Source organism: Micromonospora sp. RTBAU3-60 (assembly GCF_054963695.1).
Map to the genome: position 1 here is coordinate 59,444 of NZ_JBUEGB010000028.1, position 20,313 is coordinate 79,756.

A 20,313-nucleotide genomic window follows, 5' to 3' on the forward strand; every position below is an offset into this window, starting at 1 on the left:
GCCCGGCGGTTGTCAGAACGTGTCGACGGCCGGCAAGAAGCGAACGTCGAGCCGCCGGTCCAGCGCGCGGGCCAGCCGTTCGAGGACGACGAGCGTGGGCACAGTGCCGCCGGCCTCGAAGCGCGCCACTGCGGACTGGGTCATGCCAGCCGCCCGCGCCAGCTGAGTCTGGCTCCAGCCGTCCTGTTCCCGCAGCTCGCGGACGGTCTGCCCCAGCTCGAACGCGATCCGCGCCGCCGCGTACACCTCTTCCGCCCCCGGCTCGGCCATCCGACGCCGTCGCAGCTCGTCAAAGTGACGCCGTCGGCCCATAGCGTTGATGCTATTGCGCCCGGGAGCCGATCCGATCGCATCGGGCTGCCTGCGATCGGGTCCGTCGAGTCGGATGTGCCTAGCGTCGAGGGCGTAACGGAGGAAGGAGCACCGGGTGCTGGAGCGGCTGAACCAGGCCATGGACCACCTCGAACGGCACCTCGACCAGCCGGTCGACGTCGCCGAGTTGGCGCGGATCGCATGCGTGTCGGAGCACCATTTCCGGCGGCTATTCTCCGCGCTGGCCGGCATCCCGCTGTCGGAGTACGTGCGCCGGCGGCGGCTGACCGTGGCGGGCGCGGAGGTCCTCGCCGGGGAGGTGCCGCTGCTCGACGTCGCGGTCCGCTGGGGCTACGGGTCGAACGAGGCGTTCGCCCGGGCGTTCCGGGCGGTGCACGGGGTCGGCCCGGGCGAGGCCCGGCGTACGGGGGCGCCGCTGCGCGCGCAGCCCCGGATGTCCTTCCGACTCGTCGTGGAAGGGAGCAGCAGCATGGAGTATCGGATCGTGGAGAAGGATGCGTTCCGCCTGGTGGGGCGGAAGGCGCGGGTGCCGCTGGTGCACGAGGGGATGAACCCGTCCATCGTGGCGTTCGTCAAGAGCATCGACCGGGAGACGGTGGGCCGGATCGAGGCGCTGTCGGATCAGGAGCCGCGCGGGATCGTCAACGTCAGCGACGACCTGGCCGGCGACCGGGCGGAGGGTACGGAGCTGGACTACTGGCACGGGGTGGTGACCGGCGCGGACGCGCCCGATGACCTGGACAGCCTTCCGGTGGCGGCCGGTTCGTGGGCGGTGTTCCGGACGTCGGGGGCGTTCCCGCAGGCGGTGCAGTACCTGTGGCGGGACGTGTTCACCCAGTGGTTCCCGTCGAACCCGTACGAGAGCCGTCCCGGTCCGGAGATCTCGCAGGTCCGGGTGTCGGCGGACGGCACGGAGGCCGACGCGGAGCTGTGGATCCCGGTGCGGCGGGTCTGATCCCGGGCCCGGGCCGTCAGTTTCGGGTGGTCTCGGCGGCGGCCCGTTTCAGGCAGGCCGGCACGTCACCGGCGTGGTACGGGTGTTCGCTCGGTTCGATGCCGGCGAGGAACATCGCGTACACGGCGGCCATCCGCAGCGGGGCGACCGGGCGGAGCAGGTCGACGGCCCGGTGCGGGTCGCTGCCGGGCGCGTCGGCCCGCCAGCGGGCGGCCCAGGCGTCGAGCAGCGGCGCGGCGGCGGCCGGGTCGAGGGTTTCGGTGAGCCGCAGGATGTCGAAAGCGGGGTGCCCGACGAACGAGTCGCCCCAGTCGATCATCACGCGCCGCACGCCGTCGCCGCGCACGTTGCCGGGGTGCAGGTCGCCGTGGACGAGGGTGTCGGGCAGCCCGCAGCGGCCCACCTCCGCCAGCCGGCCGTCGAGGTCGGCGAGCAGGTCGGCGGCGACGGACAGGTCATGCGGGGCGAGCCGGTCACGGATCCAGCCGGCCAGGGCTGGCCCGCGCAAGTCGGGTACGCCGGCGGCGATCAGCGCGCTGACGTCGTCGGCGGCGGCAAGTTGGACGGCGTGGTGGTCGGCGGCGATGGCAGCACGTTCGGTGTCGTCGGCGGCGTAGCGGTCCTCACCGGGCGCGTGGTCGAGCAGGATGCGGCCGGTGTCGTCGGCGGCGAGCAGCACCGGGGCGGTGCCGGGCGCGGCGGCGGCGAGCCAGCGCAGCACGGCGGCCTCGTGCCGGAAGAACACCGGTACCTGCTTGAGCCACGCGCTGCCGTGGTCGCCGTCGAGCTGCCAGATCGCGGACAGGTTCCAGGTCCGGTGCTGCTCGACGGCGGTCACCGGCCGGCCGAGGCGGTGCAGTTCGGCGGTGGCCCAGGCGAGGCTGCGGGCCGGGCCGCCGGGTTCGGCCCAGGGGGCGCGCAGCGGATGCGGCGCCAGGTCGACCGCCACCGGTTCCAGGGGTACGGCCGGCGGCGCGGTGACCTGGCCGAGGTAGGTGAGGTGGCCGCCGGGCGGTTCGGGCCGGTCGGCGGCGAGCAGCCGCAGCACGGCCACCTCGAGGTCGTAGCGGCGGCGGGCCTCGTCGACGATCGCGCCGATCTGCTGCCACCACGGCTCCGGCACGTCGAACGCAGGCAGGGCGCCGAGCGGCCGGCCGTCCCGGTCGACCAGGACGAGGGTGATCGTGCGAGACACGCCGGGACCATAACGCCGCTACCGCGATGGAGCGAGCAGTTAACGGCGTCGTCAGTTGCCGCCCGGATCTCCATCTCCGCCCTGCTGGCGCAGCTGCGACAAGACGACACCACGACCGGGCCGCGCCTCGTCCCAGAGATCGGCTGAGCGTCCCCGAGCCGAATCAGGCTCACAAACTCCGGGACCGCTACGGGTCCGACCCCGATGTCCCCGCCCCGCCCCGCTGACAGGCTGAGGCAATGACAACGACCGATTCCCGGGTCTCCACGTACACCTGGCTGCGGCCGGTGGCGCTGACCGCGTCGCTGCTGCTGCTCGGCTACGGCATCCTCCGCCTGATCGACGGCCTGGACGGCCACCGCGACAAGTCAGCGTGGGCGTGGATGACCGGGCACACGCTGTTCCTGCTCGGCATCGTCGCATTCGGGGCGATGATCGTGGGGCTGCACGGGCTGCTGCGTACCGCCTCGTCCCGGCTGCACACGGTGGACGACGTGGCCGCGCTGGCCGGCCTGGTCGGGGCGGCCGGCTTCGTCTGGGTGATCCTCGGCGACCTGTTCCCGCGCTTCGCCGACGCGGTGACCACGCCGGATCTGGTGCTGCTCGGCGGGCCGGCGCTGTTCGAACTGGGGCTGCTCACGCTGCTGGTCCGCGCGGCCGTGGCGCGGCTGCTGCCGCCGTGGGGGCCGCTGCTGGTGCTGGTCGGCTTCGGCGCCATCGCCGTCAACCTGGACCTGCTGCCGGTCGGCGCCGGCCTGGTCTTCGCCGGCCTGCTTCCACTCAAACCACACCGCTGACCGGCCGGGCCGCAGGCGGAGGCAACGGCGGCGCGGCCACGGAGCGGACCCGCGATGTCGGCGGTCGCCGGTACCGTCCGGGGCATGGAGCAGCGCGTCAGCATCATCACCCTCGGCGTGGCCGACGTGGCCCGGGCCCGCACCTTCTACGAGCGCCTCGGCTGGCGCGGCCAGGAGGTCGAGGAGACCGTCTTCTTCCAGGCCGGCGGGCTGGCGGTGGTGCTCTGGGGCCGGGACAAGCTGGCCGCGGACGCCGGGTTGACCGACCGGGGCGCCGGCGGGTTCGGCGGGCTGGGCCTGGCGCAGAACGTACGCAGCCGCGAGGAGGTCGACGAGATCCTGCGTCGGGCGGCGGAGGCGGGCGCGACGGTCACCCGCCCGGCCGGGGAGACCTTCTACGGCGGGTACGCCGGCTACTTCGCCGACCCGGACGGTCACCTGTGGGAGATCGCCTGGAACCCGGGCTTCCCGCTCGGCCCGGACGGCTCGCTGACCGTGCCCGACTTCGGCTGACCGGTCAGCTCCAGACGGTACGGCGGTAGCCGCGGTGGCCGGCGCACGAGTCGCGCTGCCCGCCGGTCAGGCTGACCGTGCCGTCGCGGCACTGCACCAGCCAGCCGCGTCCGGACCAGAAGCGGGGGACGCAGTCGAACCAGTCGCAGACGCCCCGGGCGGGCTTGCGGACCCGGGAGCCGCCGCAGAAGTCGTACCCGAAGGGGTTGGCCGGGGCGCCGCAGCGCCGCTCGACGACGGCCGGCCGGGGAGCGCGCGACGACGTGGGTGCGGGCGTGGTGCCGGTGTGTCGGGGTTTCGGCACGGCGGTGGGCTCGACCCGGACGGCCGGGGCGATCACCAGCGGCGTGGGTGTGGGGGTGGCCGCCGGGGTGGCGGCGGCGGCCAACTCCGACCCGCCGGTACGCCCCGGCGGGTCGGACTCGAACAGCATCGCCGGCACGATCAGGGCGAGGGCCGCCCCGACCGCGACAGCGCGCGGGCCGACGAACGCGGCGAGCCGGGCCTGGCGCGGGGTGGCGATGGCGGGCCGCACGGGCCGGGCCGCGGCATGTTCCTCGATCAGCTCGTCGAGTTGCGCGACGACAGCGGCCCGCTGCTCGATCGCATCGGCGAACGCCAGGGTCAGCTTGAACCGGAAGTCGGCCACCGCGCCGGTGGGCAGCATCAGGCCGGAGGTGCGCCGCCGGTCCAGGACCTGGAGCAGCGTCACCGGCGCGCCCGGGTCGTGGGACAGTCCGGTCATCCGCCCGTACGCCCAGTCGCGCCGGCCGCGGCCGCCGAGCAGCACCAGCCTCCGGTTGGTGAGCACGGCGAGCCCGGCGTCGACGGCCCGGACGCCTTCGGGGCGGCGCGGGCGCAGCTCGGGCGGATCGGGTTCGACGGTCAGTTCGGGGGCCGGTAGCACGGCGGTGTGCCGTACCTCCACCAGTTGCGCGGCCGGCAGCGTCCAGAAGACCAGCTCACCGGGGGCCAGCTCCATGGGCAGGCCGACGCCTGCCTCGGCGGAGCCGTGGAAGGACACGGCGAGGGTACGCAGGCGGCGCAGTTCGTCGTCGCGTCGTCGCCACGCCTCGTCGGCCGCGTGGAAGGTGCGCAGCCGCCGTTCGTTCTGGCGGTGCGCCCACCGGTACCGCCACGTGGAACCCGTCGAATCAGTCATCGCCACGCCGACTCCTCCGCCGCGCGAGCCCACCGGGGTGTCGTTCCTGTCAACTGTGGCGGAGGGGCAAGAAGACACGCGCAAGTTGCAAATCCAACCGATCGGGTGATTGACCTGCACGTTAGGCCGAATCCCACTCATCGCCTCCCCGACGATCTCGGCTGCCCCGCTTCACCCTGCGAGGGGGTCGGAGCGTCGGTAACGTCAGCCGCAACGGGCCGTGGCGTGACGGCGAGGAGGTGGACCGGTGGGCGAACCGACCGTCGTGGTGGCCGTGGACATCGGCACCACCAGCACCAAGGCGGTCGCCTACGACACCGGCGGGCGGCAACTCGTCGCGCACTCCCATGGTTACCCGCTCGACGAGCCGCACCCCGGGTACGCCGAGCAGGACCCGCAGCTGATCTTCGACGCGGTGGTCCAGTCGATCCGAGAGGTGGTCGACGAGCTGCCCGGACCCGTCGCCGGGCTGTCCTTCAGCAGCGCCATGCACAGCCTCATCGGGCTGGACGCCGACGGCGTTCCGCTCACCCCGTCGATCACCTGGGCCGACTCCCGAGCCAGCCTCCAGGCCGAACGGCTCCGCGCCGTGCCGTCCGGCCTGGCCATCCACCGGCGCACCGGCACCCCGGTCCACCCGATGGCGCCACTGCCGAAACTGGTCTGGTTCTCCGAGCAGCAACCGAAACTGTTCGAACGCGTCGCGCACTGGGTCGGCATCAAGGACTACGTGCTGCTGCGGCTGGCCGAGGCGCTGGTCACCGACCACTCCGTCGCCTCCGCCACCGGCCTGATGAACATCCACCGACTCGCCTGGGACGCCGAGGCGCTCGGCATCGCCGGCATCACCGAGGAACAGCTACCCCAGCTCGTACCGACCACCCACGTGCTGCCCGGACTCACCCCCGAGGCGGCCGCGGCCACCGGCCTGCCCCTCGCCACCCCGATCGTGGTGGGCGCCGGCGACGGACCACTGGCCAACCTGGGCCTCGGCGCGGTGCACCCCGGCGAGGTGGCCTGCTCCATCGGCACGAGCGGCGCCATGCGGGTGATGGTGGAACGCCCCGGCGTCGACCCGCTCGGCGGGGTCTTCTGCTACGCCCTCACCGAGCGCCGCTGGGTGGTCGGCGGCGCGATCAACAACGGCGGCATCGTCCTGCAGTGGGCCGGCGAGGCACTCGCCCCTGAACTCGGCGAACACGCCGAGGAGGAACTGCTCGAACTGGCCGCCCGCGCGCCGGTCGGCTCCGGCGGGCTGATCATGCTGCCGTACCTGCTCAGCGAACGCGCGCCGCACTGGAGCGCGCTGCCCCGCGGCGCGTACGTCGGGCTCACCCACGGCCACCGCCGCGAACACCTCGTCCGGGCCGCGCTGGAGGGGGTCTGCCAGCAGCTCGCCCTGGTCCTCGCCTCCGTCAGGGCGGCCGGCAACGAGGTACGCGAGGTCCGCGCCAGCGGCGGCTTCGCGCGCAGCCCGCTGTGGCGGCAGATCCTCGCCGACGCGCTCGGCATGCCCGTGCGCTTCCCCCACGGCCATGAAGGATCCAGCTTCGGGGCCGCACTGCTCGGCATGCAGGCGCTCGGCCTGATCGAGTCCATCGACGTCGCCGCGGACCTGGTCCAGATCGAGGAAACGGTACGCCCCGACCCGGCCTCCGCCGCCATCTACGCCACCCTCCTGCCGCTCTTCTCCGAGCTGTACGACGCGCTCGTGCCGACGTTCGCGTCGCTGCGGCGACTGGCGCCGAGCCTGCCGCCGGAACCACCACCCATCGCCCTTCCCCGCTGACCCGGGGCGGACGACTCCCGAAGGTCGTGATAGCCGTGGTCGCACTGCTCGCCGCACCGGCGCCGCTCACGAACGCCGGTCACACCCAACTGGTCATCGCCGCCGTGCTCGGCATCGTCGCGGTGGTGCTCCTCATCGCCTGGGGCAAGGTGCACCCGTTCCTCGCCCTGATCCTCGGCGCGGCCGTACTCGGGGTGGTCGCCGGCGTCGCCGTCGACAAGATCGTCACCTCGTTCAGCGCGGGCGTCGGCTCGACCGTCGGCGGCGTCGGCCTGCTCATCGCCCTCGGCGCGATGATCGGCGGCCTGCTCGCCGAATCCGGCGGCGCCGACAAAATCGTCGAACGCGTCGTCGCCCGGGTCTCCGGCGGCGCCCTGCCCTGGGCGATGGCCGGCGTGGCCGCCCTGATCGGGCTCCCGCTCTTCTTCGAAGTCGGCGTGGTCCTGCTGGTGCCGATCGTGCTGCTGGTCTCCCGCCGGGTCGACGTACCGCTGATGAAGATCGGCATCCCGGCGCTGGCCGGCCTGTCCGTGCTGCACGGCCTGGTGCCGCCGCACCCCGGCCCGCTGGTCGCCATCGACGCCCTCGGCGCCAACCTCGGCCAGACCCTCGCCCTCGGCCTCCTGATCGCCATCCCCACCGTGATCATCTCCGGCCCGGTCTTCGGCAACCTCATCGCCCGCTACGTGCCCGCCACCGCACCGGAGGCGCTGCTGCCCACCCGCCAGCCGGTCACGGCCACCGAACGACGCCCCACCACCCCGTCCGGCGGCCGACTCGACGCCGACGGCGACCTGGTCACCGAGGACGACCTGATCAACCCAGGCACCGGCCGCCCCGGCGCGCCGATCGACGAAGGACAACGCCCCCGCCGCGCCCCCGCCCTGTGGGCCGCCGTGATCACCGTGCTGCTGCCCGTGGCGCTGATGCTGCTGCGCGCCATCGGCGAGCTCACCCTCGCCAAGGACACCGGCGGCCGCAAGGCGCTGGACATCGTCGGCACCCCGATCATCGCCCTGCTCGCCGGCGTCATCTTCGCGATGATCTTCCTCGGCTACCGCACCGGGTTCAGCCGCAACCAGGTCTCCGGCTTCCTCGGCGGATCACTGCCGGCGATCGCCGGCATCCTGCTGATCGTCGCCGCCGGCGGTGGTTTCAAGCAGGTACTCGTCGACGCCGGCGTCGGCAACCTCGTCGCCGACGCCGCCAAGGGCGCGAACCTCTCGCCGCTGCTGCTGGGCTGGCTGGTCGCCGTCGGCATCCGGGTCGCCACCGGCTCGGCCACCGTCGCCACCATCACCGCCGCCGGCATCGTCTCACCGCTCGCCGCCACCCTCGGCGGCACCGAGGTGGCGCTGCTGGCCCTGGCCGTAGGCTGCGGGTCGCTGTTCTTCTCGCACGTCAACGACGCCGGCTTCTGGCTGGTCAAGGAGTACTTCGGGCTGACCGTCGGGCAGACCATCAAGAGCTGGTCGGTGATGGAGACGATCATCTCCGTGGTCGGCTTCGCCGGCGTCCTCATCATCGACGTCTTCGTCTAACGGCCCATCACCATCAGGTACGCCGTCCCGCACATCACAGCGCGCTACCCAGCGGAGAGCACCTGGGATCAGCCGCCCGCCACAGGTGGCGAGGACCGGCCGGCCAGATCGGCGAGGCTGGGGGAACCGGGCGTGGATCCCCCAGCGGCCTACCGGCGCCGTTCTTCCTTCAGCACTCGGCCGTAAGCGTCGCCTTCCAGTAATGCATCGAACCGGCGGGCGAGTAGGTCGTGCTCACCTCATAACAGCTCGCGCTGTAGGCGTGCATCTGCGCCAATGCGTCCTGGTGCGCGTTCTCGGGCAGGTAGCCGTATCCGATGAAGGTTTCGGTAGTGGCTGTTGCCGGGCCGGCGTTGGCGGGAGTTGCGCCGGCAATCGTCGTGACGGTCAAGCCGAGGCCGGCTGCGGTCGTCACACGTGCGAGGATCCGTTTCCTGAGCATGAGCCCATCCCTCCTACTGCTAGATATGTGGCTTGGGAGATGCTGGACCATTGCTATGGCACCAGACCGTGCCAGGTGAGTCAGAACGGGAGCGCCCGCTCCCACCTCCTCTCGGCCAGAGGACTTCCGCATCGCGCTCGGTCAATATCCTAACCATATCGGCGACTTTGACCTCCTCGGCATCACGGGTGGCCTCCTTGATCCACGAGCTGTCGCAGAAAGGCAAGTTCGCGTCGCACCGCCGAGACGCAGTCGGCGACCCACAGGCGATTCAGCTCGAAGGCGATGAAGAGCAGGTCCGCAAACGGCGGCGGAAGCCACGGCCGAGTAAGCGGCATGCGCGCCAACCCGCCGTACCCGTGGAGTCGGCAGCGACCACCCTGCGCTGGCTGGCCTTCCCGGGATGCTGCCACCCGGGCACCCGCACGTCCGACCATGTCACTGCGGTGCCGTGATCTGGGTCAGGGCGCCTCGACGCCCGAGATGCGGAACTTGTGCACCTCGGCGCCGCGGATCGCCGCCACCTGCTCCTCGGCCGGGCCGGACCCGCGGAACGCGAGCAACTGCTCGTCGGACTCCCACCGCTCGTACACGTTGATCCGGCCCGGCTCGACGAGGTCCGCGCTCACCGCGAAGTCGACGCAGCCCGGCGCCGAGCGGGCCGCCCGGACGGCGGTCACGCAGGAGGCCAGGTAGGCGTCCCGCTCGGCGTGGTCGACGTAGAGGGTGCCGGCGACGATGATCAAGGAGACCTCCCGCGGATGAGCCGTCCGGCCCATCCTGGCACCCGGGCGAGGATCAGGCCCGGTTGATCGCATTCGCGTGGATGGCCTCGCTCAGGTACGCGGCCATCCCCGGCCGGATCTTCTCGTAGTACGCGGTGAACCGCGGGTCGCCGACGTACATGTCGGCCAAACCGGTGTGGATCTCGTAGGAGCAGTCGTAGAACCAGCGGGTGATGCGCTGCCGGTGCTCCTCCGCCAGCGCCATCGCCTCCGGGCTGTCGGCCGGGGCGCCCGAGGCCATCAGCTCGGCGAACCGCCGCCCCCAGTCCTCGTTCTCGGCCTTGTTCCGCAGCCAGTCCTCCTTGCTGTACCGGACGACCCGCTCAGTCGACTGCCGGTACGCCTCGGTGCCGCCCCAGCGCCGCTCCGCCTCCTCGGCGTGCGCGTCCGGGTCGAAGTCCCCGAAGACCTCGAACCGTTCCTCCGGCGTGAGCTCAATGTTCAACGTTCTCGCCTCCATCGCAAGCTCGATCGCCGCGACCATCTCCCGCAGCTTCCCGATCCGCCCGGTGAGCAACTCGTGCTGCCGCCGCAGGTGCGGCAGCGGGTCCGCGCCCGGGTCGTCGAGGATCTCGGCGATCTCCTCCAACGGGAACCCCAACTCCCGGTAGGCCCGGATGACCTGCAACCGCTCCAAGTCCGCGTCCTCATAGCGGCGGTAGCCGGCCGGGGTGCGTCCGCTCGGCGACAGCAGCCCGATCTCGTCGTAGTGGTGCAGCGTGCGGACCGTGACCCGGGCCGCCCGCGCCACCTGACCCACCGTGTACGGCATGGGTTCCCTCCCTTCCACGGCCAAGGGTCCCGCCTCTCGCTACGTGAGGGTCAAGCCAGATTCTGCATCCCACCTCACACCGACGTGCCGGAAAGCCGATCGCCCCCGGCCTCACCAGGCCGGGGGCGATCGTGGCGGGATCAGGCGGTGACCGGCTCCCGGGCCTTCTCCGGCGCGGCGAACGCCTCGCTGGCCGGGGTGCGGAACGCGTGCACCAGGCCGGCGATCGACAGCAGCAGGAGCAGCGCCGCCCCCAGGTACATGGCCAGGGCGCCCTGCCCGGCCTTGCGGCCGAACTCGCTGAAGCCGTACGAGGTCAGCAGCATGCCGCGCAGGCTCTCACCCTTGAAGACGGTCTCCCGCTGGGCGGTGACCTGCGCGAGCTGCTTCTGCAGGTCGGCCAGGTTGGCGGCGTTGCTCTGCTCGGCCTGGGCCACCTGCTGCTTCAGCGCTGCCTCCGGCTGGCCCAGATCGGCGTAGGTCTTGCCGCCGGAGATCGACTTGAGGTGCAGCCCGATGAACTCGTTGGCGTAGCACTCGGCCTGCTTGCCGGTGGTGAGCTGCTTCCCGGCGTACTCGCGCAGGCAGTCCGACTTCTTCTCCTCGTCGGTGAGCTGGTCGGCCGGCTTGAAGCTGATGTGCTGCGCGGCGAGCTGGTCGTGCACGTAGGTGTTGGCGAAGTTGGCGTTCGTCGTCAGGACGATGCCCACGACGAGCAGCAGGACCGCAAGGCCCAGCCCGCCGATGCTGAACAGCAGATCCAAGGTCCGGCGCTTCATGACCGCTCCTGTGTGGCTGGTGGCGTCTTCTCGATGTCCGTTTCATCGTCGCCGCCGGCGCAGCCCATCAAGCAGGGCCGAACCCCCTGTTCCACCCGGGACCTTCGACCTGCCGTCGGCGGGTCAACATTCCTCGGCGCCCCGCCGGGAGAACTCCTCAAGGGTGAGTTCACGCAAGGACTCGGACTCGTCCTGGTAGCTCGTGATCAGGACCGAACCGGGCTTCAGTCCAGCCAGGTCGGCGAGCCGGAAGGTCACCCGTGCCGCAGAGAAGGAGTTGTCGTCCGTCGCGGCGTACATCGCGAAGTCGACTACGCCGTTGGGAAGCGTTGACGGTGGAAAGCCGGTCAGCGGCACCGTCGCCGGGGAGGTCGCGTCATCCGGTACGCGATATTCGCGCCCGGGCCAGTCCCACTCGGTGTGTCGAGGATGCCGGTCGTCGGCGGTGGCGTCGAAGAGCAGCACGACGTCCGGCGGGTGTGGGGCGCACCAGGCCAGCATGGCCACCGGTTGCCCGGATCCATCCACGCTGACGCCGGTGATTCCCTTGATCTCCGGGGAGCAGGCCGTCAGACCGGGAACGGTGAGCAGCATGACGGCGGACGCGGCGACGGCTCGGCGCAGCGGGGTGGCCATGGGCTCACTGTCCCTTCACCGGGTCAACGTTCCCACCCAGGGCCGTAACGGGTAGGTGACGATCAGCGGGTGGCGTCGGCCGGGGTGAGGATGGTGAGCAGCTCGGTCAGGGTGGCCGGGCGGCCGTACCGCCAGCCCTGGCCGTGCAGGCAGCCGATCGCGGTCACCGCCGCGTGCTGGGTGCCCGTCTCGACCCCCTCGGCCACCACCACCAGGTCGAACGCGCCGGCCAGCCGGTTGACCATCTCCACCGTGGCGTACGCCTGCGTGTCCTCGGCGTCCAGCCGGGACACGAAGGACCGGTCGATCTTCAGCTCGGTCGCCGGGATGCGGTGCAGGTAGCTCAGCGAGGAGTAGCCGGTGCCGAAGTCGTCGATGGCGATCCGGATGCCGAGGTCGCGGAGCTGGCGCAGCCGCTCCAGCACGGCCTCGCTCCCCTCGATCAGCGCCGACTCGGTCAGTTCGAGGGTGAGCGCGCGCGGTGGCAGGCCGGCTGCGGCGGTGGCGGCGGTGACCGTGGCGATCAGATCGGGGCGGCGCAGGTGGGCGGCGGCGATGTTGACCGCCACGGTGACCTCGGGCGCCTGTTCCCGCCAGGTCGCGGCGGCCCGGCACGCCTGCTGTATCACCCATCGGTCGATCGCGAGGATCAGCCCGGTCTCCTCGGCCAGCGGCAGGAACTTTCGCCGGCGGGAGCACCCCGAGCCGCGGGTGCCGCCACCGCACCAGCGCCTCCGCGCTGCGGACCGCGCCGGTGGCCAGGTCGACGATCGGCTGGAACTCCATCAGCAGCTGTCCCTCGTCGACCGCGCGGCGCAGGTCGGCGATCAGCTCGGCCCGGGTCACCGCCGACTCGCGCAGCTGCGGGGTGCAGGTCCGGTACGCCGACTTGCCGGCCGCCTTCGCCGCGTACATGGCGATGTCGGCGTCGCGGAGCAGGTCGGTGTGGGAGGTGTGCTGCGGGCCGTACTCGGCGATGCCGATGCTGGCCGACGGGTGCACGCCCAGGTCCTCCTCGCCGGGCAGCGGTTCGAGGGCGGCGAGCAGGCGCTCGGCGAGCCGCTCGGGCGACACCGGCCGGTCGCGGTCGAGCAGCACCGCGAACTCGTCGCCGCCGAGCCGGGCGATCATGCCGTCGGCGCCGACGGCGTCGCGCATCCGGTCGGCGATGGTGGTCAGCAGCCGGTCCCCGGCGGCGTGCCCGAAGCGGTCGTTGACCTGCTTGAACCCGTCCAGGTCAAGGAGCAGCACGGCGACCGGGCCGCCGTCGCGCAGGGCCCGGCGCAGCCGCCGGGTGAAGGTCAGCCGGTTGGGCAGGCCGGTGAGCTGGTCGGAGTAGGCGAGCCGGCGCAGCCGGACGACCAGCCGTAGGTTCTCGTTGGCGGCCAGCCCCTGCCGCAGGGCCAGCACCCCGAGCAGCGCCATCATGGCGACGAAGATCAGGTGGGGCGTCTGCCCGGTGGGCCGCCGGGCGAGGACCACGGCGATGATCGCCCCGCCCACCGGCAGGTAGGGCAGGGCGACCCGCCACCACGGGGGCAGCGGCGACTCCGTGCCCTCGTCGTCCCCGTCGTCGCCGGTCGGTGGTGGGCACCGGGTGGCGACGCCGATCAGCAGGTAGCTCAGCGGCCAGCAGAGGTCGATGGGATGGCCGGGGGCGTAGCTGCCGTGCGCGACGAGGGAGACGTAGATGGTGTCGGCGATGGCCCGGGTGGCGAGGCTGACGCCGATCAGCGTGTGCGCCGGCCACATCGGGCGGGCCGGCCCGGCGACCGCCACCAGGATGGTGAGCTGCATCAGGTCGAACATCGGGTAGAGCAGCCCGAAGGTGCGCAGCGGGTCGGTCAGGTCGGCGGCGGCGACGTCGCGGAACACCACCAGCCAGGCGATCGGGATCAGGGCCAGCCCGACGATCACCCCGTGAGCAGGGTTCGGGCCTGCCCGACCAGGTTGCGTGGGGCGGCCAGCGAACACAGCAGCGCGGCGGTGCCGGTGACGATGCCGGCGGTGAAGAGCCCTCCGACGAGCGCGGTGTGCGGCAGCTCGTGCCCGGCGAGCCGCTCGACTGTCCACACGCTCCGGCCGATCGCGGCGAGCGCCATGGTGACGGCCAGCAACGTCCAGAACCGTTGTAGCGTCTCCGGGTGCCGCCGGACCGCCCCGGTGCAGGCCACCGCCGCCCAGCTGGCCACCGCGACCGCGCCGAGGTCGCTGGCCAGGGCCGCGCCGGGCAGGCCGGCCGCCAGCCAGAGGGCTTCGAAGAGTACGACGAACGCGGCCGCGACGAGCCCGACGCGGCCGGAGAGCGAGGGACGGGCCACGCCCGGGGCGGCGAGGCTCACGTCCTGCTGGGGTACAACGAACTTCGCTCCGGCCTTCTGTGCGCGCACCCTCGACGATGAGGACCGGTTGCGGACGGCGAACGGGAGCCAGCGTAGCTACCCCCGGGTATCGCCGCCAGAGCGGATCGGTGTCGGTCACCGTACCGGTCAGGTCGGTGACGGCGTGTCGTGGCGGCGGTAGAGGGCGACCAGGAGGCCGTAGCGCGGCTGGTCCGCGGCGGCCTCCTCGGCGTCGCCGACGAGGTCGTCCAGGGTGGCCCGGAGCCGGTGCGCCTGCTCCGGGGTGAGCCGCAGGTGGCGCAGGTGCAGCAGCGGGTCCGGGTCGCCGGTGAGTTCCTCGGCGACCGCGCCGAGCATGGCGGCGGTGGTTTCGGAGTCGACGGTCTCGCCGACGAGGCGGCGGTAGGTGCGTTCGTGGTACTGCTCGGTGCCGCCGCGTACCTGCCGGGTGTGGGCGGGGCGGACCATGCCCGACTCGGTGAGCACCTTGAGGTGGTGGGCGATCGTGCTTTTCGCCGCGCCCAGGCCGGCGGCGAGTTGGCTGATGGTGGCCGGGCCGGGTCCGAGCGCGAAGAGCAGCCGGTGCCGGAACGGGTGGGCCAGCGCCTTGAAGTGGGCCGCGGTGTGGGCCTGCAACGCGTCCGTGATCTCGTCGGTCACCCGGAAAGCGTCTACTTCTCTTGACGCTTTGTCAAACGGCTGCTCTACTGGCCCCATCACAGTGGACCTACGGACGGGGGCATCCGATGCGCCACGACGAGATCACCAAGGTCGTCGAGCGGGCCACAAAACTGGTCACCGAGCAGTACGTCTTTCCCGACGTCGCCGAACAGATCGCCGCGCACCTCGGCGACCGGCTCCGCGACGGCCGGTACGCCGACGTCACCGACCCGGCGACCCTCGCCGCGCTGGTCACCGAGGACCTCCAGTCGGTCAACGACGACCGGCACCTGCGGCTCAAGCACCACCCCGCGGCCCTGCCCGAGCGCGACGAGGACCCGGACGAGGAGTTCTGGGCCCGGGAGGCCGCCGCCACCATGGGCGGCATCGCTCGGGTGCAGCGGCTGGCCGGCAACGTCGGTCTGCTGGACATCCGCCCGTGCCTGTTCCCACCGCAGATCGCCGGCGACGCCATGACGGCGGCGCTGCGGCTGCTCGGCGACACCGACGCGCTCCTGCTCGACCTGCGCGGCAACCGCGGCGGCAGCCCCGACATGGTCGCCCTGATCTGCGGCTGGTTCTTCGCCGAACCCGCACACCTGCACACCATGTACGACCGGGTCGGCACCGCCCACCAATTCTGGAGTGCGGCCTACCTGCCGGTCCCGACGTACGCGGCCGACAAACCGGCCCACGTACTGACCTCCGCGGAGACGTTCTCCGGCGGCGAGGAACTCGCGTACGACCTGCAGCAACTCGGCCGGGCCACCGTGGTCGGCGAACGCACCGGCGGCGGCGCCCATCCCCGGGTCGGCCACCGGATGCACCCCCACCTGGAGCTCACCGTGCCGGTGGCCCGGCCGGTCAACCCGGTGACCGGCACCAACTGGGAGGGCAGCGGAGTGGTCCCCGACGTCGAGGTGCCGGCCGGCGCCGCGCAGGACGTGGCGCACCGGCGGGTGCTGGAGGCGCTGCTGGCCGCCGACCCGCATCGGCCGACGGCAGACGAGGCGCGCGATACCCTGGCCGCCTTTCCTTGACGGGCGCCAGCAGCCGCCGTTTGGGATCATGGTTGAGGTTCGAGGTTGAGGCGGCACGTGCAGTCGGTCGTCGGGCTCAGGCTTGATGTAGGCGCTGCCGGCCTGCCGGTGCAAGACGCCGGGGGCGTTGCCAACAGGCAAGGTAGCTGCTTCGACGAGGCGGATCTCTCGCCAAAGCTAAGCGAGCACGTTAACTGATCTTGTGAACGTACGACTGCCAGAGGCGTTGGGGTGGAGGTTCTCTGAGGTGACCACGTGGGACGTGCCACATCTGGCCAGGTCTGATGCAGTTGGTCCCGAGACGTGGGGGCGAGCGGCATGATCAGATGCCTACTGATTGATCTCCCGGCTTGACGCTGGGGTGCCCGACCCGCCCGACCCGTGTCCACTGGCCTGAACGTCGAGTTCTTGACGTAGCCAAACCTTCGGACGAGGTGGCGACGCGCACAGGAAGCCGGTACTCTGAATCAGAGATACAGATCATGATTCACTGCTGGGGGAGTAGATCATGAGCAACCCGAATGCAGGGGCGTCGATTGAGCGTGCCCGGACGACCGCCGGCCTCAGCCAACGAGCCCTTGCAGACAAGACGGGCATCTCCCAGTCCACCCTGTCGCGGATCATCTCCGGCGACCGCGTGGCGAAGATGCCTGAGATTGTGGCAATCGCGTGGGCGACCGGGCACACGGTGGCCCAACTGACCGGAGCGCAGACGGTGGCTGACCGAGTTCAATGCGCGGCTCGGGCCACCAACGGCTCCGGCATGGAAGGCATGCGCCAGGCGCTCCTGCACTTCCTAGAGTTGGACGACTACTTGGCTGAGCAGGCGATCCCCGCAACGATTTGACGTTGGTGGTTGAACGTGAACGCTGAAACCGAGGGGCGTATTGCTGCCGAGCGCTTCCGGGAAGATCACCGTTTGGGCGTGCAGCCTTTGGGTGACCTCATTGCGATCATCGAGCAGACAACTGGGATCGATGTGGCTGTACTCGACGCGGGGCCGGACGAGCACGGCCTGACGATGAGAGACCCGCAGCGGAATACTATGTTCCTCGGTGTCGCACGTACTCCGAATCCGATGCGACAACGCAGCACGCTCGCTCACGAACTCGGCCACGTAAAGTTCGAAGACTGGGCGGACGCCGATGCGGGCAACTGGAGCGACCGCTCCCCTGCTGAAGTTCGGGCCGACGCCTTCGCAAGGCATCTGCTTCTGCCAGTGAACGGCTTGCGAGAATTCCTTGGCGATCGAAAGGAGGTAACGCAGTCCGCCCTCTCTGCGGTCGTCCAGCGATTCGTGGTGTCGCCAGCAATGGCCGCCATCGCGCTGTACAAGGCTGGGTACATCGATGCCGTGACAAAGTCGGATTGGATGAACCTATCCACACGGCAGCTTGCTGTCCGTTTCGGGTGGATCGACCAATACCAGGCACTACAGGTCGACTCCGACAAGCGCAGGGCACCACAGAAACTGCTTGCCCGTGCAACCAAAGGGTATGCCGAGGGTGTGCTTTCGGCACAGGCCATCGCCACCTTGCGCGGCATCCCGGTAGAGACCGCTGAAGCGGAACTGCGGGAGGTCGGCATCGTGCCCGCTGAGCGGCCGGTTGCCTGGGCTGACGCTGCTGAACTGCCTGACGTGCCGGTGGATTGGGCGACCCTGGACGCAGACCTGAGCGCGCCGGATGACGATCAGGACCCGACGGCCGAGACAGAAGCAAGATGAGCCAGCGGCCAATCATTGACGCCGGACCCAGCTTGAACTTTTTCTCGATAAACAAGGAACGGCTTCTCATCGGCATCCTTGGGCCGCTCAGCGTTCCGGAGACAGTGCAGGCCGAGGTGATGCGCAAGTCCCAGGAGGACACCCGGTTCCGCCCTGCCGCAACCGTTTGGCGCAAGCTAACACCGCGCTGGATTCACATACTCTCCGACGACGAGACGCCCGAACTCGCAGCAGTCGTACACCGAATCACACAGCAGCCCATGCAAGAGCGACTAAGGCACCCCAGAGACTTGGGCGAGATCATGGTAGTGGCCCACGCTGTCGTCGCCGCCGAAGCGGGTGAGACGATGACTGTGCTCATTGATGACGGGTCAGGGGCCCGGATCGCGACGTCCGAAATCAGCCGACTGCATCGACTTCGCGCTCAAGGTCATGCTGTGGGATCGATCAAACTCGTGAACACGCTGACAATCCTGAAGCGTGCAGCAGGCGGTGAGCACATCCCCGACAAGGGAACGATGCGCGACATTTACCAACGGCTACGCGGCCTCGACGACGGCCTACCACCAGTCGAAGCGACGAGCCTCCTGTCTCCTTCCCATTGGCAGTAAACGGTGGTCTTCACGGGATAGCCCGTGCACGACCCGGCTAGGTAGCGACCAGAGATCGCTAGGGACGGCGGTGGGCGAGCACGTACAGCCGCCGGGTCTCCACCTCGTGCGGGTAGCTGACCCGTTCCAGGCGCGCCTCGATGGTGAACCCGGTCTCGTCCAGCGTCGCGAGCAGCGCCTCCGCGGCGAAGAAGTAGAAGTCGACGTCCACCCGGTGTCCCCACCACTCGTCCAGGTGCCGCACCTCGCTGCCGAGGTGCACGGCGACCAGCAGTGGCGCTTGCGGCCGCAGCACCCGGCGGGCCTCGGCGAGGGCCGGTCGCAGCTCGTCGGGGGTGAGGTGGATGACCGAGTACAGCGCCACCGCCGCGCCGAACTCGCCGTCCGCGGCGGGCAGCCGCAGCAGGTCACCTTCGCGGAACTCCACCTCCGGGTACGCGCGGCGGGCCTGCGCCACCATGCCCGGCGACAGGTCGATGCCCACCGCCGGCACGCCCCGCCCGGCCAGCCAGTGGGTGACGTGTCCCGGCCCGCAGCCGAGGTCCGCCACCGGCCCGGGCCCGGCCAGCTCGACCAGGGCGGCCAGCAACGCCCGATCGAGGGGCTTGCCGGTCAGCTCGTCGGCCAGGCGGTCCCGATACTCCCCGGCGACGGTGTCGTAGCTGCGCCGCACCCGGTCGTGATCGCTGCTCATCGCGGGCTCCATCCTGACGTCAGGTCCATTCCTCCGCCGGGTCTCCGTCGCCGCTGTCGGGTGCGGGGCCGGCGGTGGCCGGCGGGCCGCCGTGGGTCCACGGCGTCTCCTCGGTGGCGGGGAAGTTCCCGGCCGGCATGAACGCGTCCGACAGGGTGGTGAAGCAGAGCCGCTCCCCCACCTCCGGCACGCTGCCCGGCGGGGCGGTCAGCCCGCGCCCCATCCCGCCCGACAGTTCCAGCACCACCTCGGTCTTGCCGTCCGCGCCCGGGGTCAGGAAGACCACCTTCGCCTTCTGGCCGGGCCGGGCCGGCGAGTACAGCGTGGCTCCGACCGGCACCAGCACCGGCTCCGTGGTGACCACCTGGACGCGGGGGCGCAGCACCGGCCGCTTGCCCGTGTCGTCCACCCGCTTCGGGTCCGCCAGGGTCACCTCGCCGACGAACGCCTCCCCGGTCAGCCGGTGCTCGGCCATCACCAGGGGGTCGTCGTAGGCGCGCTGCACCGCGTACGAGGCGAGGGCTCGCTCCAGCCGGTGCAGCCGCACCGCCGCGGCCACCGCCCCGTCCCGGCGCGGCTGCGGCCCGCCCCCGTCGTCGAGGTGCTCGGCGTAGCCGGTGAAGGCATCCTTGTCGCCGTCCCACCGGCCGGCCACCCGGGCGCCGGGCGGCAGCCCGCGCAGCAACCCCACACCGCGCCACATCAGCTCCCAGGTGGGCGTGAGCTGGTCGCGCAGCAGCCGCTCCAGCTCCGCGTACGCGCCCGCGCGGGCCACCGGGTCGCCGTCGGTCTCCGCGTAAGCGGTCATCGCCGGGGCGAGCCGGTGGTTGTCGAAGTCCGGGTCGGTGGCCGGGCCGGCGGGCGGGCAGACCTGCGGGTCCTCGGCCCGGGCGGCCGCCTCGGCGCCGGTCGAGCCGGGCGGCGGATCGATCCAGCCGAGCAGCGCCGGCAGGTGCAGGTCCTCCACCGCGCTCTGCCCGGTCGCCCAGTGCAGCGTCAACGCCTCGGTCATCGCCACCAGCGCCGCCGAGCCGGGATGCTCGGCGCGCTCGGCGAAGAAGGTCAGCCAGCGCCCGAGCAGCGGCACCGACGGATGCACGGGGTATTCGCCGTCCGGGCGGCGGAACCGGGTGGAGCGGCCGAACAGCCGCAGGAAGGTGACCCCGGCCGGGTTCGGCACCAGCACCTGCGGGGCGTCAACGTACCGGTAGCGCACGTCCCTGCCCCGGTCGACCGGCACCGCCTCGCTGACCCCACGGAACGAGTCCAGATAGGGCAGCAGGATCGCGGCCAGCTCGGCGGCGAACGCGAAGCGCTGGTCGCGGTTGCGGGGCTGCGGCACGACCAGCAGCCGCGCCTCGTCGGGCGCGGCACCGACCATCGCGGCGAGCGGCGCGTTCGCCTCGCCCGCCATGGCAAGGGGCACCACCACGAGCGGCCGCTCCGACAGGTGCAGGTGCCGGACGGTGGCCACCGGCTGGGCCACCCCGGCGGCGACCGCCTGCGCCTGGGCGAGGGCGCGCAGGGTGCTCACCGGGACC

The 20,313-nt window shown here is 71.5% G+C and carries 22 protein-coding genes and 1 pseudogene; 9 read left to right on the top strand and 14 right to left on the bottom strand.

Translation table 11 applies throughout. The features are described 5' to 3' along the window. Nucleotides 1–12 precede the first annotated feature (12 nt). Nucleotides 13–312 carry a helix-turn-helix domain-containing protein gene (locus tag ACY34I_RS24660; protein WP_462757403.1) on the bottom strand — a complete coding sequence of 100 codons (300 nt, stop codon included), beginning with the start codon at nucleotides 310–312 and terminating at the stop codon, nucleotides 13–15. A gap of 115 nt (nucleotides 313–427) precedes the next feature. Between ACY34I_RS24660 and ACY34I_RS24665 the strand changes: the two genes are divergently transcribed. Next, nucleotides 428–1,288 carry an AraC family transcriptional regulator gene (locus ACY34I_RS24665; protein ID WP_462757404.1) on the top strand — a complete coding sequence of 287 codons (861 nt, stop codon included), beginning with the start codon at nucleotides 428–430 and terminating at the stop codon, nucleotides 1,286–1,288. Between the two features lie 16 nt (nucleotides 1,289–1,304). Here the strand turns inward: ACY34I_RS24665 and ACY34I_RS24670 are convergent, their stop codons facing one another. Further along, nucleotides 1,305–2,483, bottom strand: a complete 1,179-nt coding sequence (locus ACY34I_RS24670; RefSeq protein ID WP_462757405.1) for a phosphotransferase family protein — start codon at nucleotides 2,481–2,483, stop codon at nucleotides 1,305–1,307. A gap of 239 nt (nucleotides 2,484–2,722) precedes the next feature. On the opposite strand from ACY34I_RS24670, the gene ACY34I_RS24675 reads away from it, so the two are divergent. Further along, nucleotides 2,723–3,280 (top strand): hypothetical protein, encoded by a 558-nt coding sequence (locus ACY34I_RS24675; RefSeq protein ID WP_462757406.1) that lies wholly within the window; start codon nucleotides 2,723–2,725, stop codon nucleotides 3,278–3,280. Nucleotides 3,281–3,364: 84 nt separating this feature from the next. Then, the gene (locus ACY34I_RS24680; protein WP_148800047.1) at nucleotides 3,365–3,793 is read left to right on the top strand and encodes a VOC family protein; all 429 of its coding nucleotides are present in this window, start codon (nucleotides 3,365–3,367) and stop codon (nucleotides 3,791–3,793) included. A gap of 4 nt (nucleotides 3,794–3,797) precedes the next feature. Here ACY34I_RS24680 and ACY34I_RS24685 read toward each other — a convergent pair whose 3' ends face one another. Next, nucleotides 3,798–4,961 carry a hypothetical protein gene (locus ACY34I_RS24685; RefSeq protein ID WP_462757407.1) on the bottom strand — a complete coding sequence of 388 codons (1,164 nt, stop codon included), beginning with the start codon at nucleotides 4,959–4,961 and terminating at the stop codon, nucleotides 3,798–3,800. Between the two features lie 241 nt (nucleotides 4,962–5,202). Here ACY34I_RS24685 and ACY34I_RS24690 point away from each other — a divergent pair, with 241 nt between their 5' ends. Both ACY34I_RS24690 and ACY34I_RS24695 read left to right on the top strand, forming a co-directional pair. Then, nucleotides 5,203–6,744, top strand: a complete 1,542-nt coding sequence (locus ACY34I_RS24690; protein WP_462757408.1) for a gluconokinase — start codon at nucleotides 5,203–5,205, stop codon at nucleotides 6,742–6,744. A gap of 35 nt (nucleotides 6,745–6,779) precedes the next feature. Continuing rightward, nucleotides 6,780–8,285 carry a GntT/GntP/DsdX family permease gene (locus ACY34I_RS24695; protein WP_462757409.1) on the top strand — a complete coding sequence of 502 codons (1,506 nt, stop codon included), beginning with the start codon at nucleotides 6,780–6,782 and terminating at the stop codon, nucleotides 8,283–8,285. Between the two features lie 169 nt (nucleotides 8,286–8,454). Here ACY34I_RS24695 and ACY34I_RS24700 read toward each other — a convergent pair whose 3' ends face one another. The 9 genes and pseudogenes from ACY34I_RS24700 to ACY34I_RS24740 form a co-directional block, all read right to left on the bottom strand. Continuing rightward, on the bottom strand, nucleotides 8,455–8,727 hold the full coding sequence (locus ACY34I_RS24700) for a hypothetical protein (RefSeq protein WP_462757410.1): 273 nt from the start codon (nucleotides 8,725–8,727) through the stop codon (nucleotides 8,455–8,457). A gap of 461 nt (nucleotides 8,728–9,188) precedes the next feature. Continuing rightward, entirely contained in the window at nucleotides 9,189–9,506 is a 318-nt protein-coding gene (locus ACY34I_RS24705; RefSeq protein WP_462757411.1) for a putative quinol monooxygenase, read from the bottom strand. A gap of 19 nt (nucleotides 9,507–9,525) precedes the next feature. Further along, nucleotides 9,526–10,284, bottom strand: a complete 759-nt coding sequence (locus ACY34I_RS24710; protein WP_462757412.1) for a MerR family transcriptional regulator — start codon at nucleotides 10,282–10,284, stop codon at nucleotides 9,526–9,528. 140 nt (nucleotides 10,285–10,424) lie between these two features. Continuing rightward, a complete protein-coding gene (locus ACY34I_RS24715; RefSeq protein WP_462757413.1) occupies nucleotides 10,425–11,063 on the bottom strand; it encodes a hypothetical protein in 639 nt (212 codons plus the stop codon). Nucleotides 11,064–11,186: 123 nt separating this feature from the next. After that, nucleotides 11,187–11,699, bottom strand: coding sequence for a hypothetical protein (locus ACY34I_RS24720; protein ID WP_462757414.1), 513 nt, complete (start codon nucleotides 11,697–11,699; stop codon nucleotides 11,187–11,189). Between the two features lie 62 nt (nucleotides 11,700–11,761). Then, the gene (locus ACY34I_RS24725; protein ID WP_462757432.1) at nucleotides 11,762–12,376 is read right to left on the bottom strand and encodes an EAL domain-containing protein; all 615 of its coding nucleotides are present in this window, start codon (nucleotides 12,374–12,376) and stop codon (nucleotides 11,762–11,764) included. Nucleotides 12,377–12,431: 55 nt separating this feature from the next. Beyond that, nucleotides 12,432–13,508: pseudogene (locus ACY34I_RS24730) on the bottom strand (diguanylate cyclase domain-containing protein); the annotation flags it as partial. A gap of 104 nt (nucleotides 13,509–13,612) precedes the next feature. Further along, nucleotides 13,613–14,089 carry a hypothetical protein gene (locus ACY34I_RS24735; RefSeq protein ID WP_462757415.1) on the bottom strand — a complete coding sequence of 159 codons (477 nt, stop codon included), beginning with the start codon at nucleotides 14,087–14,089 and terminating at the stop codon, nucleotides 13,613–13,615. A 99-nt stretch (nucleotides 14,090–14,188) separates the two neighbouring features. Then, a complete protein-coding gene (locus ACY34I_RS24740) occupies nucleotides 14,189–14,701 on the bottom strand; it encodes an ArsR/SmtB family transcription factor (protein WP_462757416.1) in 513 nt (170 codons plus the stop codon). Nucleotides 14,702–14,787: 86 nt separating this feature from the next. On the opposite strand from ACY34I_RS24740, the gene ACY34I_RS24745 reads away from it, so the two are divergent. From ACY34I_RS24745 to ACY34I_RS24760, 4 genes are all read left to right on the top strand, one after another. Beyond that, the gene (locus tag ACY34I_RS24745; RefSeq protein ID WP_462757417.1) at nucleotides 14,788–15,741 is read left to right on the top strand and encodes a S41 family peptidase; all 954 of its coding nucleotides are present in this window, start codon (nucleotides 14,788–14,790) and stop codon (nucleotides 15,739–15,741) included. Between the two features lie 508 nt (nucleotides 15,742–16,249). Further along, a complete protein-coding gene (locus ACY34I_RS24750) occupies nucleotides 16,250–16,588 on the top strand; it encodes a helix-turn-helix domain-containing protein (RefSeq protein ID WP_462757418.1) in 339 nt (112 codons plus the stop codon). Nucleotides 16,589–16,603: 15 nt separating this feature from the next. Continuing rightward, on the top strand, nucleotides 16,604–17,467 hold the full coding sequence (locus ACY34I_RS24755) for an ImmA/IrrE family metallo-endopeptidase (protein ID WP_462757419.1): 864 nt from the start codon (nucleotides 16,604–16,606) through the stop codon (nucleotides 17,465–17,467). Continuing rightward, nucleotides 17,464–18,078 (top strand): PIN domain-containing protein, encoded by a 615-nt coding sequence (locus tag ACY34I_RS24760; protein WP_462757420.1) that lies wholly within the window; start codon nucleotides 17,464–17,466, stop codon nucleotides 18,076–18,078. The genes ACY34I_RS24755 and ACY34I_RS24760 overlap by 4 nt, the downstream gene beginning before the upstream one ends. A gap of 58 nt (nucleotides 18,079–18,136) precedes the next feature. Here the strand turns inward: ACY34I_RS24760 and ACY34I_RS24765 are convergent, their stop codons facing one another. Together ACY34I_RS24765 and ACY34I_RS24770 are read right to left on the bottom strand one after the other, a co-directional pair. Further along, nucleotides 18,137–18,772 (bottom strand): class I SAM-dependent methyltransferase, encoded by a 636-nt coding sequence (locus ACY34I_RS24765; protein ID WP_462757421.1) that lies wholly within the window; start codon nucleotides 18,770–18,772, stop codon nucleotides 18,137–18,139. 19 nt (nucleotides 18,773–18,791) lie between these two features. Beyond that, the gene (locus tag ACY34I_RS24770) at nucleotides 18,792–20,306 is read right to left on the bottom strand and encodes a hypothetical protein (RefSeq protein ID WP_462757422.1); all 1,515 of its coding nucleotides are present in this window, start codon (nucleotides 20,304–20,306) and stop codon (nucleotides 18,792–18,794) included. Nucleotides 20,307–20,313 lie beyond the last annotated feature (7 nt).

Coding starts and splice junctions, on each gene's coding strand:
- ACY34I_RS24705 (WP_462757411.1), bottom strand. CDS start 9,506: ATGGGCCGGACGGCTCATCCGCGGGAGGTCTCCTTGATCATCGTCGCC.
- ACY34I_RS24680 (WP_148800047.1), top strand. CDS start 3,365: ATGGAGCAGCGCGTCAGCATCATCACCCTCGGCGTGGCCGACGTGGCC.
- ACY34I_RS24660 (WP_462757403.1), bottom strand. CDS start 312: ATGGGCCGACGGCGTCACTTTGACGAGCTGCGACGGCGTCGGATGGCC.
- ACY34I_RS24710 (WP_462757412.1), bottom strand. CDS start 10,284: ATGCCGTACACGGTGGGTCAGGTGGCGCGGGCGGCCCGGGTCACGGTC.
- ACY34I_RS24715 (WP_462757413.1), bottom strand. CDS start 11,063: ATGAAGCGCCGGACCTTGGATCTGCTGTTCAGCATCGGCGGGCTGGGC.
- ACY34I_RS24720 (WP_462757414.1), bottom strand. CDS start 11,699: ATGGCCACCCCGCTGCGCCGAGCCGTCGCCGCGTCCGCCGTCATGCTG.
- ACY34I_RS24765 (WP_462757421.1), bottom strand. CDS start 18,772: ATGAGCAGCGATCACGACCGGGTGCGGCGCAGCTACGACACCGTCGCC.
- ACY34I_RS24700 (WP_462757410.1), bottom strand. CDS start 8,727: ATGCTCAGGAAACGGATCCTCGCACGTGTGACGACCGCAGCCGGCCTC.
- ACY34I_RS24675 (WP_462757406.1), top strand. CDS start 2,723: ATGACAACGACCGATTCCCGGGTCTCCACGTACACCTGGCTGCGGCCG.
- ACY34I_RS24760 (WP_462757420.1), top strand. CDS start 17,464: ATGAGCCAGCGGCCAATCATTGACGCCGGACCCAGCTTGAACTTTTTC.
- ACY34I_RS24750 (WP_462757418.1), top strand. CDS start 16,250: ATGAGCAACCCGAATGCAGGGGCGTCGATTGAGCGTGCCCGGACGACC.
- ACY34I_RS24745 (WP_462757417.1), top strand. CDS start 14,788: ATGCGCCACGACGAGATCACCAAGGTCGTCGAGCGGGCCACAAAACTG.